Source organism: Collinsella aerofaciens, from assembly GCF_015554145.1.
Classification (GTDB): Bacteria; Actinomycetota; Coriobacteriia; order Coriobacteriales; family Coriobacteriaceae; genus Collinsella; species Collinsella aerofaciens_AA.
Window position 1 is genome coordinate 1 of sequence record NZ_JADNHZ010000023.1, and the last position, 18,606, is coordinate 18,606.

The 18,606-nt window shown below is 60.5% G+C and carries 13 protein-coding genes and 1 tRNA gene; 12 read left to right on the top strand and 2 right to left on the bottom strand.

The genetic code is table 11. The features are described 5' to 3' along the window. Positions 1 to 275: 275 nt before the first annotated feature. Positions 276 to 1,472, top strand: coding sequence for an ATP-binding protein (locus tag I2E13_RS08990; RefSeq protein WP_195404869.1), 1,197 nt, complete (start codon positions 276 to 278; stop codon positions 1,470 to 1,472). An 85-nt stretch (positions 1,473 to 1,557) separates the two neighbouring features. Here the strand turns inward: I2E13_RS08990 and I2E13_RS08995 are convergent, their stop codons facing one another. After that, positions 1,558 to 2,331, bottom strand: a complete 774-nt coding sequence (locus tag I2E13_RS08995) for a type III pantothenate kinase (RefSeq protein WP_006235774.1) — start codon at positions 2,329 to 2,331, stop codon at positions 1,558 to 1,560. Positions 2,332 to 2,527: 196 nt separating this feature from the next. Here I2E13_RS08995 and I2E13_RS09000 point away from each other — a divergent pair. The 6 genes from I2E13_RS09000 to I2E13_RS09025 all read left to right on the top strand — a co-directional run bounded on the left by I2E13_RS09000 (position 2,528) and on the right by I2E13_RS09025 (position 9,406). Then, a tRNA-Met gene (locus I2E13_RS09000) sits at positions 2,528 to 2,604 on the top strand. Positions 2,605 to 2,888: 284 nt separating this feature from the next. Next, a complete protein-coding gene (locus tag I2E13_RS09005; RefSeq protein ID WP_055251515.1) occupies positions 2,889 to 3,098 on the top strand; it encodes a hypothetical protein in 210 nt (69 codons plus the stop codon). Between the two features lie 255 nt (positions 3,099 to 3,353). Then, entirely contained in the window at positions 3,354 to 4,859 is a 1,506-nt protein-coding gene (locus I2E13_RS09010) for an FAD-dependent oxidoreductase (RefSeq protein WP_195404870.1), read from the top strand. 133 nt (positions 4,860 to 4,992) lie between these two features. Next, positions 4,993 to 7,125 (top strand): FAD-dependent oxidoreductase, encoded by a 2,133-nt coding sequence (locus tag I2E13_RS09015; RefSeq protein ID WP_195404871.1) that lies wholly within the window; start codon positions 4,993 to 4,995, stop codon positions 7,123 to 7,125. 17 nt (positions 7,126 to 7,142) lie between these two features. Then, entirely contained in the window at positions 7,143 to 8,219 is a 1,077-nt protein-coding gene (locus I2E13_RS09020; protein WP_195404872.1) for an NADH-ubiquinone oxidoreductase-F iron-sulfur binding region domain-containing protein, read from the top strand. Positions 8,220 to 8,413: 194 nt separating this feature from the next. Further along, complete coding sequence (locus tag I2E13_RS09025) at positions 8,414 to 9,406, top strand: flavodoxin family protein (RefSeq protein WP_117797354.1); 993 nt, start codon at positions 8,414 to 8,416, stop codon at positions 9,404 to 9,406. A gap of 22 nt (positions 9,407 to 9,428) precedes the next feature. Here I2E13_RS09025 and I2E13_RS09030 read toward each other — a convergent pair whose 3' ends face one another. Beyond that, complete coding sequence (locus tag I2E13_RS09030) at positions 9,429 to 10,742, bottom strand: PucR family transcriptional regulator (protein ID WP_117756960.1); 1,314 nt, start codon at positions 10,740 to 10,742, stop codon at positions 9,429 to 9,431. A 497-nt stretch (positions 10,743 to 11,239) separates the two neighbouring features. On the opposite strand from I2E13_RS09030, the gene bilR reads away from it, so the two are divergent. The 5 genes from bilR (at position 11,240) to I2E13_RS09055 (ending at position 18,605) form a co-directional block, all read left to right on the top strand. Further along, entirely contained in the window at positions 11,240 to 13,270 is a 2,031-nt protein-coding gene (gene bilR, locus I2E13_RS09035; protein ID WP_229057913.1) for a bilirubin reductase, long form, read from the top strand. Between the two features lie 449 nt (positions 13,271 to 13,719). Further along, positions 13,720 to 14,115 carry a helix-turn-helix domain-containing protein gene (locus I2E13_RS09040; protein ID WP_195404874.1) on the top strand — a complete coding sequence of 132 codons (396 nt, stop codon included), beginning with the start codon at positions 13,720 to 13,722 and terminating at the stop codon, positions 14,113 to 14,115. A gap of 282 nt (positions 14,116 to 14,397) precedes the next feature. Further along, on the top strand, positions 14,398 to 17,280 hold the full coding sequence (locus tag I2E13_RS09045; RefSeq protein ID WP_195404875.1) for a proton-conducting transporter transmembrane domain-containing protein: 2,883 nt from the start codon (positions 14,398 to 14,400) through the stop codon (positions 17,278 to 17,280). A gap of 12 nt (positions 17,281 to 17,292) precedes the next feature. After that, complete coding sequence (locus I2E13_RS09050) at positions 17,293 to 17,889, top strand: NADH-quinone oxidoreductase subunit B family protein (RefSeq protein ID WP_195404876.1); 597 nt, start codon at positions 17,293 to 17,295, stop codon at positions 17,887 to 17,889. Continuing rightward, the gene (locus I2E13_RS09055) at positions 17,889 to 18,605 is read left to right on the top strand and encodes an NADH-quinone oxidoreductase subunit C (protein WP_195404877.1); all 717 of its coding nucleotides are present in this window, start codon (positions 17,889 to 17,891) and stop codon (positions 18,603 to 18,605) included. The genes I2E13_RS09050 and I2E13_RS09055 overlap by 1 nt, the downstream gene beginning before the upstream one ends. Position 18,606 lies beyond the last annotated feature (1 nt).

Consider the following 18,606-nt stretch of genomic DNA (forward strand, 5'->3'; position numbering starts at 1 on the left):
ACCCCGGAGGAGTTCCGGAATCAGGCCCTCGCGGCCTAGTCGCTATTTAGGGCGTCCAAGATTTGGGACGCAGTTCAGTGCCGGGGAGGGTCTTGTTGTCTGGGGAATGGGTTGTCAGCACCCTATTCCTCAGAACTGAAAATCTTTCGATTTTGAGGAATAGAATTAAGCCAGCTCGGCCTTTAACGAGGTATATTCGTTGCAGAGTCTATTCCTCAAAACTGAATAATTTTCGTTTTTGAGGAATAGCGATAGAAGACCGCAGGGAGGCACCAATGAAACTCATCAATAGAACGTCATATATGGACACGTTGACGAGCCTTATTGGCGTACCGGACATCAAGGTCATAACGGGCATTCGCCGTAGCGGTAAGTCAAAATTGCTCGAGGCCCTCCGCGATTACGTGGAGGCAAATCTGTCCAATTCGAATGTCATCCATATCAACTACAACCTCGATGAGTTCGAGAACCTGCTCGAATATCATGCCCTGCTCGCCTATGTGAAAGAGCATCGAGTGTCCGATAAGCAAAACTTCCTGCTTATCGACGAGGTTCAGATGTGCGACGGCTTTGAACGCGCGATCAACAGCCTCCATGCATCCGAGCAGTACGACATCTTCATCACCGGATCGAACGCCTTTTTGCTGTCGAGCGATCTGTCGACGCTCTTTACGGGGCGCACGTTCGAGATCGAGGTTTTCCCATTCTCGTTTGAGGAGTATCGCCTCTATAGTGACGAGGGCGAGGTCGATCGCGACTTCGATGGGTACGCGAGAATCGGCGGTATGTCCGGCTCTTACCCTTATCCACTGCAGGAGCAGCGCTACCAATATCTCTCCAATGTCTTCAAAACGCTCATCGTGAGGGATATCGTGCAGCGGCATAACGTGAGAAACGAATCGGCACTGCTGCGCATTGCCGATTACATGATGGACAACGTCTCCAACATAACGTCGGCACGCAACATTACAGATGTTTTGAATGCGGATGGGCTAAAGATTACGAACAAGACGGTCGGCACGTACATGGGGCACCTGTGCGATGCGTTTGCCTTCTATAAAGTTCGTCGGTACGACATTCGCGGCAAAAAATACCTTAAGAGCGGCGAGAAGTATTACCTGGCAGACCACGCGTTCAAATACGCACTGCTTGGTACACGTGATATGGATTGGGGACGCGTATACGAGAACATGGTGGCCATCGAGCTGCTGCGCCGCGGATACGAGGTATACGTCGGTGTGCTCTATAAAAAGGAAATAAACTTTGTAGCAATCAAGCGAAGCGAGAAGCTCTACATTCAGGTGAGCGACGACATCAGCTCGGATAAGACGTTTGAACGCGAGATTTCGCCACTGCTGAGCATTGGCGATGCGTATCCCAAGATGATTCTTGCCCGCACGCATCACGAGGCCACGGATCGCGATGGGGTGCAGATCGTGGACCTGGCGAGGTGGTTGTGCGGCGAGGCTTAGCAAAAAATCCTATTCCTCAAAACTGAAAAATTTTCGATTTTGAGGAATAGGATTGGCGGCTGGTTGCTGCGACCTGGCGTTTACTCTATCCCAGCTCCTGCATGCGGCGGTAGATTTCGCAGATGCCCTTGATGGTGAGTTGCCCGTCGACCACGTCGAAGGCATCGGTCGAATCGGCGACAATGCCGGCGAGACCGCCCGTGGCGATAACGGTGGCATCCTCGCGGCCCAGCTCGCGCTTCATGCGCGTGACCAGGCCCTCGGCCATGGCGGCGGCGCCCATCACGGCGCCGACCTTGATGCACTCTTCGGTGTCGCGACCGATGGCGTGCTCGGGCGCCTCGAGCGGCACGCTGGCGAGCTTGGCGGCTCGGGCGGCAAGCGCGTCCATGGAGATGCGGATGCCCGGCGCGATCGCCCCACCAATGTAATAACCGTCCTCATCGATGACGTCGATATTGGTCGCGGTGCCAAAGTCCACCACGATTGCCGGCGCGCCGTAGAAAGTCTCGGCTGCGACGGCGTTGGCGACGCGGTCGGCGCCCACGGCCTGGGGGCGCGCCGCGCGCAGCTTGGTCACGGCGGCCGTCTGCGGCCCAATGACGATGGCGTCCGCGGCAATGCGGTCGGCCACGGCGTGCCATTCGCGCGAGAGCTGCGGCACCACGCCCGCAAAGGCGATCGCGTCGACCGCGTCGAGCGAAAGGCCGTACATCTTAAAGAAACCCATCAGGCGCACATGGATCTCGTCGGCGGTATAGGAGCGGTCGGTGGGCATGCGCCACGACTGCACCAGCTCGTCTCCGTCAAACAGACCCATGGCCGTCTGCGTGTTTCCCATATCGATAGCGAGCAGCATGTCTACTCCCGGTGTCGGCATAAAAGGACGCGCACCATTGTATACGTGCCGTCGACGGCGCTCGGCTGCGATTCGTTTACGGTGATAGGGGTCGAGGGGTTTAAATATGAAGGAATTATGCTCTACGAGATTTTCCTTGCCGTTTACCGAACTCCCACGTAATATTCTTTCTTGCGCACATGAGGCGCCCAGACATTGCGGGGTGGAGCAGTCTGGTAGCTCGCCGGGCTCATAACCCGGAGGTCGTAGGTTCAAATCCTGCCCCCGCGACCAAGAACTTGCAGCTCGTCGGCCTAGCCGGCGAGCTTTTTTGTTATTCCGGGACCGTGTTTTTCGGTCCAATTCTCAGCCTCTCAAACAAAATCTCGATCTGTAACATCTAGACCCGATTTGGACGGCTAGGTGTTACAGATCGAGATGTTGAGTCCCCGCCTGGACGGTTTGTCTAAATCTGTAACACGAGGGATGGATTTTGCCGAGTAACTGTTACAGATTGAGATTTTCTGCCGGGACGGTTTTGGTTTGTCTCGATCTGCTCCAATGTGCCCTGCGTCTTTATGGGTCTTGCCACGTCGTTCTTCACGTTTATGCTGCAGCAGCCGATCAACTTTGGCCACCTCTTCGCATTCTGGGCCTTTGGAATCGCGCTCGCGGTTTGCCTGGTTATGTCGGGAACGCTCGTGTGCTCGGCAATCTTTGGAAAAGAGCGCGCTATTCAGGCGCTTACGCCGCTCGATGTGCTCGAGGCACGGCGGAACCATAAATAAGAAAACTCGATTATCAGGGGCGAACGCCGTGAAGCACACCGCCCCCCCCTGTACGCGTGGCGCCAGGGCCATGCGCTCGAAAGCGTTGCCCAAACGCATGGTTCATCCGCACAAAGCCCATGGTCGCTATGGGCAAACATCGGTGCGCCTGCACATGGCTTTGAGTCTGTTTTCGAGCGAAAGTATGGCTGTCGATACGCATGCAATTCGCATGAAGTCCGGGTTCGTCCAAGAGCCCTATGAAGGAGGATTCGCATGAAACAGTTAGAGACCGACGTCGTTGTCGTTGCCGCGGGTCTGAGTGGCCTTGCCGCAGCGGTCGCTGCAGCCGAGGCAGGCGCTCGCGTCATTGCCCTAGAGAAGGCCCCCATTACCGGTGGCGCCGCCAACATGGGCATGGGGCCTGCCGCCGCTGGCTCTCCGCTTCAGAAGGCTTCGATGATCGAGGTCACGCCTGGCGAGCTCTTCCGTCGCCATATGTTCTACACCCATTACCAGGTCGATGCTCGCCTGGTACGCGACTACTACTTTAAGTCGGGCGACACCATCGCATGGCTGCAGGACATGGGCGTGGTGTTTAACTCCGTGCGTCCGGCGTTCCGCGCCCGCGAGCGCACGCGTGCCTATTCCGACGGCGAGTACACCTGGCATGTCGTGCAGCCCGAGGATGGCTTGGAGCCCGGTCCTCGCGCGGCGACCACGATGACCAAGCGCATGACCGAGCGTGCCCAGGACCTGGGTGTCGAGTTTATGTTTGAGTGCCCGGGCACCGGCCTTATCAAGGGCGAGGACGGCGCCATCTGCGGCGTGACCGCAAAGGACAAGGACGGCGAGGAGTACCAGATCTCGTGTAAGTCCGCGATTGTCGCCACGGGCGGTTTTGGCCACAACGCCAAGCTCATCAAGGAGAAGCTCGACTTTGAGTGGGGTAAAGACCTGTTCTCGTTTGCCATTCCGGGCATGGACGGCGACGGCATCAACATGTGCCACGAGGTCGGCGGCGGCCACACCCCGGTGACCATGGAGCTCATGTATCAGATCCCCGACAACATGAACCACTTCTATGTCGAGGGCGCATTCCGTCAGCCGTGCTACTGGTGCAACCGCCTGGGCGAGCGCTTTATGCCGGAGGACGAGATCTTCAACACCACCTTTGTCGGCAACGCCATCAACCATCTTCCCGGCAAGGTCGCCTATGCCATCTTTGATTCCCGTATGCTCAAGCACTGGAAGAAGGATGGTCCGGATATCGTCAGCCACGTTCATCCGCACGACCTGTACGACGGCTTTGAGGAGCAGTGGAACTGCGACCTGGAGGCCGGCTATCCGGCGATCTGCCAGGCCGATACGCTGGAGGAGCTTGCCGAGAAGGCGGGTATCGACGTGGAGGGTCTGCTCGCTAACGTCGACGAGTACAACGAGATGTGCGACAACGGCTGGGACGACATCTTTGAGAAAGAGCGCGAGTTTATGAAGCCGCTCGAGAAGGGCCCCTTCTATTGCTGCAAGCAGTACTGTGGCGCCTACGGCACCCTGGGCGGCGTGCTCATTAACCACAAGATGGAGGTCATGACCGACGACTATGAGGTCATCCCCGGCCTGTACTGCGTTGGCACCGACGCCTGCACCATCTATGGCGACTCCTATAACTACTGCATCCCGGGTAACACCATGGGCTTCTGCCTTAACTCGGGTCGCATCGCCGGCGAAAACGCCGCCGCAGCCCTCTTTGAGGACACGGGCGACGAGGAGTGGTCGTAACACCGCAGCTATTCGCGCCTGCAGACACCCACGCGTTGGGTGCGGGCGGGGATTTGCCCTACAAGCGAGGCGCTCGGGATCGCTTTGGTCCCGGGCGCCTTTCTGGACAAGAGCGACGTTTTGAGGGGAACGAATGAAGCTAACGATTAATGGAGCCGAGGTCGAGGCACGCGAAGGGCGAAATGTCCTGGAAGCCGCGCTCGATGCCGGTATCTATATTCCGCATCTGTGTAAACATCCCGATCTTGAGGCCGTCGGCGGATGCCGTCTGTGCATGGTCGAGATCGAAGGCCAAGATGAGCCGGTGTGTGCCTGCAAGACGCAGGTTGCCGAGGGAATGGTCGTCAACACGACAGGCGAGCAGGCCGAGCGCGTGCGCAAGCTGGCAATGGAGCTGATCTTGGCCACGCATCCCGCCGATTGCACCGGCTGCCCCAAGTACGGCAAGTGCGAGCTGCAGTCTATGTATCAGTACATGGGAGTTTCGCCTGCGCGCTGGCGCACCAAGAGCCGTCCGGTCGCCACGGACGAATCGAACCCGCTGGTCACCCATATGTTCACCCGCTGCATTCGGTGCGGTCGCTGCGTGCGCGCGTGCCGCGAGCTGCGCGGCGCCGGCGTCTTGGACTACCAGCGCACCGAGGACGGCATTCGCATTGGTACGGACGGCAGCGTGAGCCTGCAAGAGGCCGGATGCCGTTTTTGCGGTGCCTGTATCGAAGTGTGTCCCACGGGCTCGATCGTCGACACGCTCAATATGTTTGACGAGAACAAGTCCTATGCCGATAACGTGGTCCCCTGTCGCTCGGGCTGCCCCGCCCACGTGGATATCCCGCGCTACTTGCGTCACATCCGCAACGGTGAGTACACCCGCGCTGCCGCGGTGGTGCGCGAGAAGGTCCCGTTCCCCGAGAGCCTGGGCGACATTTGCGTCCATAGCTGTCAGGATGCCTGCAAGCGCAACGAGCTCAACGGCACGCCGGTTTCGGTTTGCCGTCTTAAGCGCGCCGCGGCCGTGCGCGATACGGGCGACTGGAAGGCCAACGTGCGCCATGAGCCGCTGAGCGGCAAGAGCGTCGCCGTTGTGGGTGCCGGTCCCGCCGGCTTGACCGCCGCACTCTATTGCGCCGAGAAGGGCCACAAGGTCGTGGTGTTCGAGGCCAACGAGAAGGTCGGCGGCCAGATGCGCTACGGCATTCCGGCGTATCGCCTGCCTGATGCCACGGTCGATGCCGAGGTTGCGACGATTTTAGAGATTGCCCAGGGTGATGACGCCGAGCCGCGCATTGAGCTGCGCTGTGGCGAGCGCATCGCCGAGCCCCAGGCGCTTTTGGAGCAGGGCTTCGATGCCGTGCTGGTTGCGGTGGGCACGCATGACGGAACGGTGCTTCCCATGCCCGGCCACGACCTCGAAGACGTGCTGCGTAACACCGATTTTCTGAAGGCCGCCCGTATGGGCAGCGCCCCGGACCTGACGGGCAAGCGCGTCGTGGTGCTTGGCGGCGGCAACGTGGCGTACGACTGCGCCCGCACTGCCGTGCGTCTGGGTGCCGCCTCGGTCGATGTCGCCTGCCTTGAGGCCCAAGACGCGATGACCTCGACGCCCGAGGAGCGTGCCGAGGCTGCCGAGGAAGGCGTGGTCCTGCACGATGCCTATGCCTTTACCAGCATTAACGAGACCGAGGACGGTTCGGGCAAGGTCGGTTCCATGACGATCCACAAGATCGAGCGGTTCTACTTTGACGAGAACCACCGTGCCGTCACCGAACTGCTCGACGGCGGCGAGAAGACCATCGATGCCGACTGCGTGATCTTTGCCGTGGGTCAAAAGCCCGAGGGCACGGCCCAGATGGGCCTTGAGCTTACGCACGGCCCGTATATCGTGGCCGATACCGAAGGCAAGACGAGCGTTGAAGGCATCTGGTCGGCGGGCGACTGCGTGACGGGTACCAAATCGGTGATCGCGGCAATCGCTGCAGGTCGCACGTGCGCCTCGGCCATCGACCGCGCTTTGGGTGGCGATGGCAACATCGACGAGGAGCTGACCGAGCATGATGCTCCCGAGCAGTGGATTGGGCGTGTCCCCGAGGGCTTCTACGACGATGCCGTACAGCCCGAGTTTGTCGATGCCCAGACGCGTAAGGATAACTTCGATACGTTTGAGTGCCCCTATACCGACCATGAGGCTACGTGCGAGGCGAGCCGCTGCTTGCAGTGCGATTTGCGCCTAACGATCAGTACGCCGCGCCTGTGGAACGAATACTAGGAAAGGAGCGATAACCCATGACGATCATCAACTTTATGCCTGCGCATAAGCAGGCCCCCGTCGCGCTCTGGCTCCTTAAGAAGGACGTGGCGGCCGCTGCGGAAAAAATTGCAGGGGCCGGTGCCCAGGCGGTTTTGGTACCGGCAGGCGATGAGGTCTCTGCCGCGCTCGCGGATGCGCTGGGCGAGTCCTGCCGCGTGATCGAGTGCGACCCGAGCCTGGGCTTTGTCTATGCTAACGGTTCGGCCGCGGCCAAGATGCTCGACGGCGAAAAGCCTCTCCCATCTTGCTGCGAGGGCGATGGCGCCGACCGCTGCCTGAGCGGATCAGAGTTACTTGCCGCCGAAGGCAAGCGCTGGGTGTGGATTGACGGGGCCGAGGAGCCCGTTGAGGTCGACCGTGTCGTGAGTGCGGAATCCCTGGTTGCCGCGGCGGGCGCCGACGACGCTAAAGCGGTGGGGATTGGCTATCCCAGCGGTCTGCTGCTGAGGCCCGATGACACCTCAAAGATTGAGCTATGCAGCGACTACGTGCGCGTCTACACCGCCAAAAACTGCATGGCAAAGGCGCTTTTGGACATTTGCACGCTCTATCGTCACGAGAGCTGCGGACGCTGTGTCTTTGGCTACGAGGGCTCGCATCAGATTGCAACGATTCTTGCCGATATCTGCCGCAAGAAGGGCAAGCCGGGTGACTTGGCGCTCCTTCGCGACCTTTGCCCCGTGATGCAGGCGCAGTGCCTGTGCGAGCAGGGTCGCGTGCTGGCGCGCACGGTGCAGTCGTTCCTCGACCTGTTCGAGGGCGAGATTATGCAGCACACCACCAAGAAGGTCTGTGCCGCCGGGGAATGCCAGGCATTCTTGACCTTCCATATCCTCGCCTCCAAATGCCAGGCATGCAACAAGTGTGTCGATTCGGACGTTTGCGAGGAGGACGCGATTCTGGGAAGGCCGCGCTTTATCCATGTGATCGACCAAAAGGCCTGCAGCCAATGCGGTGCCTGCCTGGACATTTGCGACAACGGCGCGATCGTCACGGCTGGGGCCGTCAAGCCCAAGTGCCCGCCCAAACCCATTCCCTTTAAGCGCAAATAAGAGCGCCGACCCCTTCCGTTTTGTCCCTTGTAGGCATGCGGGAGGGGCCTTTGTTTATCTGCACGAGGTATTCCGCAAATACCGAGCGGGCCTTGGTTGTCTGGACGGTGCGCATGTTTTGCGTCTGCCGTACGCTTTTTGCGAAGTACACACGGGCAGAATCCGTGTCCAAAATGCTCTGGAGAGGAGCGACCATGTCGTTTAAAGTGATGGCGATTTGTGCCGGTAGGCACGGTGGTAACGGCGAGGCTTTGGCCAAAGAGGCCCTTTGCGCGGTGCGCGAGGCTGGCGGCGAGGTCGAGCTGATCAATTTGTTCGACTATAACATCTTGCCCTGCACCGGTTGCGAGGGCTGCACCATGCAGATGGGAAAGATGGGCGCCGGCCTGCAAAAGGAATATCACGGCTGCGTTCTTAAAAACAAAGACGATGTAGATGCGATTATTCGCGAACTGCAGACCTGCCAGGGCGTGATCTTCTCGGTTCCGACCTACGACCTTACGCCCAGCTCGGTGTACACCCGCTTTGCCCAGCGCTTCTTGGCATACGAGCTTTCGTTCTTGCTTGCCATCGGTGCCGTAAAGGAGAATCCGCATACCGTTGCCGGCCTCATCTCCGTCGGCGGCTCCATGCACGATTGGCAGTCCCTGGCACTGGAGAGCCTGCAGGCGACTATGTTTACCATGTCGATGACTGTCGTCGATCGCTATATGGCGCAGCGCGACGGCCGCCCGGGCAATGCGTTTGTGTGGGGAGATGACGTGGAGTGGGGCGGACAGATCGCCCGCGCCCACAAGATGGGCGAGAACATCGTCAAGGCCATTCGCACGCCTGTTGACGAGCGCTGCTGGCTGGGCGATCCGGATGACGGCGTGTGTCCCAACTGCCACAGCTCCCTGGTGTACCCCGGCGACAAGCATTGGGACGGTGTCGAGTTTCCGTGGGAGTGTGCGGTCTGTGGCGCAGGCGGCGATATCGTGACCGACGAGCGCACCGGGCGTCCCAAGCTCAAGATTGCCGAGAACGGTCTGATCCGCGACCGCAATGACGACCATGCGCGCGCCGAGCACCTCAACGAGATCAACAAGACCCGCGACGAGTTCTTCGCCCACATGGACGAAGTAAAGCCGCTCATGGAAAAGTACGCCAAGATGACGTTCCCCACGCTGGAGATTAAGCGCGACTAGTTTTGCCCAAGCCCCGCCCGGCCTACTTGCGGCAGTGCAGGTCGGCGCTGGTGCGGGGCTTAATCCTCGGCTCAAGAAAGCCAAGGTAGATTAGGGTGCGAATCGAGAGGTGGAACAAAAAGAGGTCCTCTCCCGATGCCAAGTCGTTACCGGTGATTTCCTTTATGCGGTTAATGCGATAGAGCAGCGTGTTTTTGTGAAGCGACAAGATCGCGGCGGTGCGCACCGTGTTACAGCTGTGCTGCATAAAGGCAAAGAGCGTCTCGACCAGCTCGGAATCGTGCGACTGGTCATGCTTCCAAAGTGCCCAGATTGCCGGATGGCAGTAGTTTATAAGGTTGATGTGGTCGTTGCAGATGTCGAGCATTTCCATGTAGGTGTATTCGCAATAGCGATACACATGGGTGTCTTCGAGGATTTTGGTAAAGGTCGAGCCGTATCGAATAGCGGCGCGTGCCTGATTGAGGTGCGAACGCACATCGGTTGCCTGGGAAAACTCGTTGCTGATGCCAATGAACAAATTGTTCGTGGCAGCAACGCGGGCAAGGATCGCCTCATCGTTGGCGGGTAGCTGCGTGGAGGGCGGACGGCTTACCAGCGCCACGAGCTCACCTTCGTACATGGTGATAAGGCTATGGTGCAGTAGCGGCTGCAATTGTCCTCGGATGCTCTCCGCCTCGCGCGCCTCGAGCTGGGAATCTTTTTTGAGCAGGCATACAACGTAGAGGGCGGGAAGCGGCGCAAAGCCGACGAGCTGCATTTTGCGTGTGCAGGTGATGGGGTTGGGGATTTCGTCGTCCAGGAGGCGCGAGAGAAAATATGGCCCCTGTTGCGGGCCGCCCAACGAAAGAAAGCCGCCTTTCTGCAGTTCTTGCGCGAGCAGTCGGACAAAGAACTCAAAGACCTCGCGATCGCTATCGCCAAAGGCGTGATTGCGTTCGATCATCATCGCCCGGCCCAGACACGTGCCGTGCACCTTGATCGCATCGGTCATGGTGTTGAGGCGGAACATGTCGTTATAGCGTGTAAGCGGGCCTGTCGAGCGGGCAATCTCCTCGTCTAAGCCGCATTTGATGATGTATCGCACGGCTTCGTCCTGCAGCATGTCACCTTCGGAGAGCTCGGCGCGGGTGATGGCTGCAAAGGGGGAGTCGTCGTCATCGTCGAGCTCAAAGCCGCCGCGGGCGGCATAGCGGTACACGGGATCGACGACGAGCACCGGGTTGTCCATAGCGGCAGAGGCCGTTTGCGTGAGGCTCTTGAGCCCCGCGTCGCTCAAGAGCGCCTCGAGCAGCGCTTGCTTTGCGGTAGACGTATCGGTGGTACTCGGTTGCATGGGTGTCCCTTCTGCCGCGTCTTCGCCGTAGTCGACGCGTGACCAAATTATTATTGCAGGCTGTGCAGTATTAGGTTGTTTAAAAAGGTGAGTGTGGCGGTCGTTTCCTCGAACGGGGTGGCGCTGTTGTTGGAGAATGTCTCGATCTGTAACAGGTGGGTCCGGTTTTGGTCTGTAGTTGTTACAGATTGAGATGTTTCGGCAGGACGGTCTTCGTTTGTCTAAATCTGTAACACGAGGGACGGTTTTTACTGAGTAACTGTTACAGATCTAGATCTTTCGGCAGGCTAGATTGGTTTGTCTCAATCTGTAACAGTTGCTCGGCAAAATAGGGTCTTACTGTTACAGATCGAGACAAACCGACGGGCCGCCCCGCCCCATCCACCTGCCGCTACCTGCTATCTGCCGATTTCCGTTGCGTCACCGTGCTCCCATGCCATATCCTCTAGATAACTACGCGGCAACATCGCCGCCGCGCCTACAAGAGAGGAATGTCCATGACCGCACCTGCATCCAAGCTGCTCCAGCCCATTACGGTTGGCCCCCTTGAGCTCAAGAACCGCATTATGTTCCCGCCGCTTACCACCGGCTACGAGGAGCGCGACGGTTCCATTGGCGAGCGCAGCCTGGCTTTTTACGAGCGCCTGGCCCGTGGCGGCGTGAGCTACATCGTCATCGGCGACGTCGCTCCCGTCATGACCGCGAGCCCCACGCCCAAGCTGGCGACCGACGCTCAGATTCCCACGTTTAAGGCGCTGGCCGACGCCGTCCACAAGCACGGCGCCAAGGTTGCGCTGCAGCTGTTCCACCCCGAGTACGACGTGCCCGGTGTCGGCCGCATGGTCATGGGTTCCATGACCGCCGCCAAGGCCGCGCAGGAGGCCAAGGCCGCCGGCGACGAGGAGACCTTCGCCGCCAAGATGGCCGAGTCCAACGAGATCCGCAAGCAGGCCTACGCCAAGTTGCACCACGATATGCAGCACTTTGTGAACGAGGCGAGCGTAGAGCAGCTCACCCAGATCAAGGAGGCCATCGCCGCCTCGGCCGCCCGCGCGCAGCAGGCCGGCATCGACGCCATCGAGGTTCACGGCGACCGTCTGGTGGGTTCGCTGTGCTCGGCCATCCTCAACCAGCGCACCGACGAGTACGGTGGCTCGTTCGAGAACCGCGTTCGCTATGCGCTCGAGGTCGTCGCCGCCATTAAGGAAGCCGCGCCGCAGCTGATGGTGGAGTACAAGCTCCCCGTGATCATGGAGAACCCCGACGGCACGCCGCGCGGCAAGGGTGGCCTGCAGCCCGACGAGGCCTGCGAGTTCGCCAAGCTGCTCGAGGGCGCGGGCATCGACATGATCCAGGTCGCGCAGGCCAACCACACCGGCAACATGGGCGACACCATTCCGCCCATGGGTGCCATGCCCTACAACTGGACGCTGCCGGTGGCCGAGCGCGTCAAGGCCCTGGTCTCCGTGCCGGTGGCCACCGTCGGCCGTGTTGTTTCGGTCGAGGCCGGCGAGAAGATTCTTGAGGACGGCGCGGCCGACATTATCGCCTATGGCCGCTCGCTCATGTGCGACCCCGACATTGCGCTGAAGGCCGCGACCGGCGAGCCCATCCGCGAGTGCCTCAACTGCAACAAGGGCTGCGTCGACGCGATTCAAAACCGCAAGTACATCTCGTGCGTGCTCAACGCCGAGAACGGCGACGAGGCGACCATCGCCATTAAGCCGGGCGAGGGCGACAAGAAGATCGCCGTGGTGGGCGGCGGTATTGCCGGCCTGGAGGCCGCACGCGTGGCGGCCAAGCGCGGCTACGACGTGACCGTCTATGAGGCGAGCGATCACTTGGGCGGCCAGATTGTGCTGGCGGCCGCGCCTCCGCGCAAGGATGAGATTATGCGCTCGGTCGAGTATTACGAGAAGATTCTGCCCGGCCTGGGCGTGAAGGTCGAGCTCAACCATGCCGCTAGCCCCGCGGATCTCAACGCCGCCGACGCCGCGATTGTGGCCGTGGGCGCACACGACGTGGTCATTCCCGTATCCGGCGCCGATTCGGACAAGGTCGTCTCGAGCTGGGACGTGCTGGCCGGCAAGGTGGAGCTCAGCGGGCGCGTCGCCGTCATTGGCGGTGGCCTGGTGGGCACCGAGACTGCCGAGTACCTGCTGCAGCACGGCTGCGAGGTGGCGATCGTCGAGATGCTCGACAAGATTGCCGCGGGCGAGTCCGAGACCATTCTGCCGCTGATCATGAGCGACTTTGCCGAGCACGGCGTGGAGCAGCACGTTAAGACCCGCCTGACCGCCATTACCGACGAGGGCGTGGAGACTGTTCACACCACCGAGGACGGCGCAGAGGAGCCGGTGAAGATCGCTTGCGATTACGTGGTGATGGCCGTGGGCTCCAAGGCCAACGCGTTTGATCTGGACGGCGTGACGGTGCCCGTGACCTGCGTGGGCGACTGCTCGGGCGAGCGCACCGCCGACATTGCGAGCGCCATTCGCACGGCGTATCACGCGGCCAACGAGCTGTAGTTGAACATCGCGGCCAGGCGGGGCGGTAGCACGGATCCGCCTCGCCCGGCTGTGTCCCGTCGGGTGTCAACCGGTGCGGGGCCTGCAAGCGCAGCAGGCCCCGCCCTTTTTGTTTTGCTCCGGTGGATGGCAATGCGCGGTAATCATGAGGAGTAAGGACGTCTACTGCCTTGCCGATTACTCAAAATTATTGGGGGAGGGGTTAATAATCATATCCGCTATAGCAAAGGACATAAAGAGGTGTCAATTTTGTTGACAGGCGAATGACGATTGGCTGCGAGTCAGCTACCAGCGTAAATAATCGATAAAGAAATGTCGTAAATTGGTGCCAAATGCCCAGATAACGCCGCGTCTATTTTAATTAACTGCTTTGAGCAAACAGTAAAATGCTACTATCTAACTTGCACGTAAGAAAGCAGATTAACGGTTAAGGCTAAGAAGTGGCAGGTATGTCGGAAGCAACTAGGACTCGCGCGCATGCGCCCGAGGTTAGGCAGCGCGCCGTCGAGATCCTCCAAGAGGGGGTCGGTCATCGCGCCCTCGCCGCGGAGCTTGGCATTCCCCAGGCCACGGCTCGTCAGTGGGCCCGCGCATATGCCGTGGGTGGTGCCGACGCCGTGCTCAACGCGGGCTCGCATCACCGCACGTATTCGTATGACGTCAAGCTCGCCGTGGTAAAGGATCGCCTGGAAAACGGCCTGACGGTTCGCGAGGCCATGATCAAGCACAAGATTCCCAGCGAGTCTTCGGTCAAGGCTTGGTGTCGTCAGTATCGCGAGAGCGGTGAATCTGCGCTGGTCGATAAGCCGCGCGGTCGCAAGCCGCGCGTTAAGCAGGCAGAGTAGCAAGAGGGTGCGCCCACAGGGGCGCATTTTTCTTGCTGCGCCAACTTTTCGGACCGCCGCGTGCCTATCGGGACATCCTTCAACGTGGCCAATAAACCGCGCACAGTGGCCCGCGCGCCCGTCGCTGCGATAGGGGGAGTGTCGCCTCTCTGCTCCAAGGCGGACGTGCCCTTACCCCGTACGCCTAAAACTCCCCAGTTTACCGAAAACCCGCCGCCGCTACTCCTCAACTGAGCTATAACGTTAAACAATTGCAGCGTTTTTGCATGGGGGAGTGATGGTATGACGCTACTGTATTTCCTTACCCTGTTTCCGCTGGTACCGACGCTGGGCATGCTGCTCGCGCGCGGTGACCGCGCTCGCGATGCAGTAGGGCTCATGGGCTCCGGCATTATTATGTCGGTGACAGTTGTAGTCGCCGTCATGTTTTTTGGCACGGGTCCGCAGAGCTTTGAGGTTGCCCCCGGCACCTCGCAAGTGCTCTCGATCATCAGCTCCGCCATCGACGTGATCCTGTGCGCCGTCATTCTGTACAACGCGCGTAAATATAAGAGCACGCTCACCACGGTGCTCGGCGCGGTGCAGCTGGTGGGCTCGGTCGCCTTTGCGGCCATGACGTTGCCCGCGGCCGAGGTCGTCACCGCCACCCCGCTCCACCTGGACTACATGAGCGTGATCATGGTCCTCGCCATCGGCATCGTCGGCAGCCTGATCTGCGTGTACGCCCTGGGCTACATGAAGGACTTCCAGGCCCACGACGAGCACGAGGCCGCACTGCGCGGGCAGACCGCGCCCGACCGTCGTCCGCAGTTCCTGGCGCTCATGTTCCTGTTCCTCTCGGCCATGTTCGTCATCGTGACGAGCGATAACCTGGAGTGGCTGTTCTGCGGCTGGGAAATCACCACCGTGTGCTCGTTCCTCATGATTGGCTATACGCGCACGCCCGAGGCCATTAAAAACGCCTTCACCCAGATCATCCTCAACATGCTGGGCGGTATCGCGTTTTTGGCGGGCCTTATGTTCCTGCACGTCAACGGCATGCCGCTGACCATCTCGGGCATGATCGAGCTTTCCGGCGCCGGCACCGCGCAGTCCGCGCTCCTGGTGATGCCGGTCGTCCTGCTGTCGCTCGCCGCGCTCACCAAGGCCGCGCAGATGCCGTTCCACACTTGGCTACTGGGCGCCATGGTCGCCCCCACGCCCACGAGCGCCCTGCTGCACTCGTCGACCATGGTCAAAGCCGGCGTGTTCCTGATGGTCAAGCTGAGCCCGCTCTACGCTACCTATCCCGTGACCGGCTTTATGGTCACGAGCGTGGGCGCCATCACGTTTTTGCTCGCTGCCCTCATGGCCATCTCGCAGAGCAACGCCAAACGCGTCCTCGCGTACTCCACCATTTCCAACTTGGGCCTCATCAGTGCCTGCCTGGGTGTCGGCGCGCCCGAGGCCGTATGGGCCGCCATCTTCCTGATCCTGTTCCACACGGTGGCCAAGTCGCTGCTGTTCCCGTGCGTGGGCACGGCCGAGCATCATATTGGCAGCCGCAATATCGAGGACATGGACGGTATGTTCAGCCGCATGCCGCACCTGACGCGTCTGATGATGCTGGGCATCATGGGCATGTTCGTGGCGCCATTTGGCATGCTCGTGTCCAAGTGGGGCGCCCTGGTGGCGTTTGCGCAGACCGGCAACGTGCTCATGATCATGGTGCTTGCCTTTGGCTCGGCTGCGACGTTTTTCTTCTGGGGCAAGTGGCTTGCCAAGCTTTCGGGCGTCGACCCCACGGCTCAAAACGTTGAGGTCAATGTCCATAAGACCGAATGGATGGCGCTTAACACCATCGCCGCGCTGCTGATTCTGTGCTGCGTGGCGTTCCCGGTTATCTCGAGCGGTCTGGTGTCGCCTTACTTGGCCATGGTGTTTGGCCGCGTGCCGTACGTTATTGGCAAGGACTCCATGTATCTGATGGTGGTTATCGTGGCGTTTATCGCCGTGGTGCTGCTGACTTCATTCCGCGTGAGCAACAAACCGCACGTAAACGTATATCTTTCGGGTGTGGGGACCGACAACTACCGCCATTTCCGCGGCTCGATGGGACACGAGGTGAAGGCCGAAAAGCGCAATTGGTACTCGGAGGACGCCCTTGGCGAGAAGCGTATTGGCCCCGCGGGTAGCGTCGTCTGCTGCAGCATTATCCTGTTCGCGCTGCTGTGTTGCGCGTGGATTGGGCCCGAGAGACTTGCCATGAGCGCGCCCTCGGTGCTGCGCGGTAAGTATTTCGAAGGCTCGGGTGTCGTGGGCATTTTTATTGGCACCGTGGCGTTTGCCTTGCTGGCGCCGCTTGTGGGCGGCCTGATCGACGGCGTTGACCGCAAACTTTCGGCTCGTATGCAGGGCCGCGTGGGCCCGCGCTTGCTGCAGCCCTTCTACGACGTTGCCAAGCTGCTGCGCAAGGCACCCGCCAGCGTTAACACCATGGACGATACCTACATGGCGTGCGCGCTCATCTTCACCGTCGTCGGCGGCGGCATCTTTGTGTCGGGCTCCAACACGCTGCTGTGCGCTTTTATGGTGACGCTCGCCGCGATCTTTGTGGTGTTGGCGTCCGCCTCGACGCAGAGCCCGTTTGCCCAGGTTGGCGCCGACCGCGAGCTGCTGCAGGTCATGAGTTACGAGCCCGCCGTTCTGCTGATGAGCGTGGGCCTGTACCTTGCCACCGACAGCTTTGATTCCATCGCCGTGACGGGGCAGTCGACCCCCATCATCGTGTACAGCGCGCCCATTTTCCTCGCGCTGCTCGCGGTGCTTACCATCAAGCTGCGCAAATCGCCTTTTGACCTTTCGTACTCGCATCACGCGCATCAGGAGATCGTCCAGGGCGTCGCCACCGAGATGAGCGGCGGCACGCTGGCCAAGATGACCCTTATGCACTGGTGCGAGACCGTGCTGTTTTTGATGTGGGTGGGCATGTTCTTTGTTTGGGACAACCCCGTGAGCTGGGTCGTAGCCCTGGTCGTGATGGCTGCGACGTACTTTGTCGAGGTGCTGATCGACAACACCTTTGCCCGCAGCACCTGGCGTAGCTGCTTTAAGCTCGGCTGGGGCGTGGCGCTGGTGTTTGGCCTGCTCAACCTTATGCCCATCCTCGTCGACGTGTTTATTTAGGAGGCGGCATCCATGGATCATAAAATGTCGCGCTCGCCGTGGGTTATTCATTACGACGGCTCGAGCTGCAACGGATGCGATATCGAGGTGCTGGCCTCGCTCACGCCACTGTTCGATGCGGAGCGTTTTGGTGTGGTCAACACCGGCAACCCCAAGCATGCGGATATCTTTTTGGTGACGGGTTCGGTCAATGCCCAGAACCTGCCCGTCGTGCGCCAGATCTACAACCAGATGCTCGAGCCCAAGTGCGTGGTGGCCTGCGGCATCTGCGCGTGTTCGGGCGGCGTGTTTCGCGATGCCTACAACGTGATTGGCGGCGTGGACCGCGCGATTCCTGTGGACGTGTACGCGCCCGGATGCGCCATTCGCCCCGAGACAGTGATCGATGCCATCGTGGAGGCGTGCGGCATCCTGGACCAGAAGGAGGCCGTGATGCGCGCCGGCGGCGATCCGCTCACCGTAGGCGGTGCCGCTACCTGGGACGGTGGCGTTGAGCTGGTCGAGGACGGGTTTGTTGCCGCTGCGAAGGCCGGTGGCGCGCCCGCTGGGGCGCCTGCCGCGTCTGCTGGAATGCCCGCCGCGCCCGCTGCCGCAAAGGAGGCCGAGTAATGCAAAAGGCAATCTACACCACCGTCGAGCTCGATGCGCTGCTGTCGCATGTACAGGCGCTCAAGGGCGCCGGCGCGCGCTTTGTGCAGATGCACGCCGAGCGCAGCGTGGACGACGGCACGTATCGCCTGGTCTATACGTTTATCAACATTCATGCCGCCCAGGAGCAGATTGCGCAGGACGGCAGCTATGCGTTTGAGAACTTGGTGGTCGAGGGCATCGATCAGCTCCAGGACATTCCCTCGATTAGCTCGTACTATCCGGCGGTGTTCCCGTTTGAGAACGAGGCGCACGACCTGTTTGGCCTTGCCATCACCGACATGCAGGTCGACTTCAACGGCTTTTTCTACCAGGTCTCGACTGCCGAACCCATGAGCGTCATCACGCCCGAGGTGAAGGCCGCGCGCGAGAAAGCCATGAAGGTCCGCGCGGCTGCCGAGGCTAAGGCGCACAAGGCCGCTGCCGAGAAGGCCGCCGCGGCTGCGGCTGCTGCAGGGGAGGGCGTTGCGGGCGCCGGCGATGCCGCGGGCGCCGCTGCTCAGCCCACTGCGGCTGCCGGCTCCGATGCTCAGCACGATGAAGCCGCTGCGAAGGCCGCGCTCAAGGCCGCCGAAATGGAGGCAAAGCTCGCCGCCATGGATCCCGAGAAAGCGGCCAAGGTCCGCGCGGCGCTTGCCGCCAAGGCCGCCCGCGACAAGCAGAAAAAGGAGGCGTAAA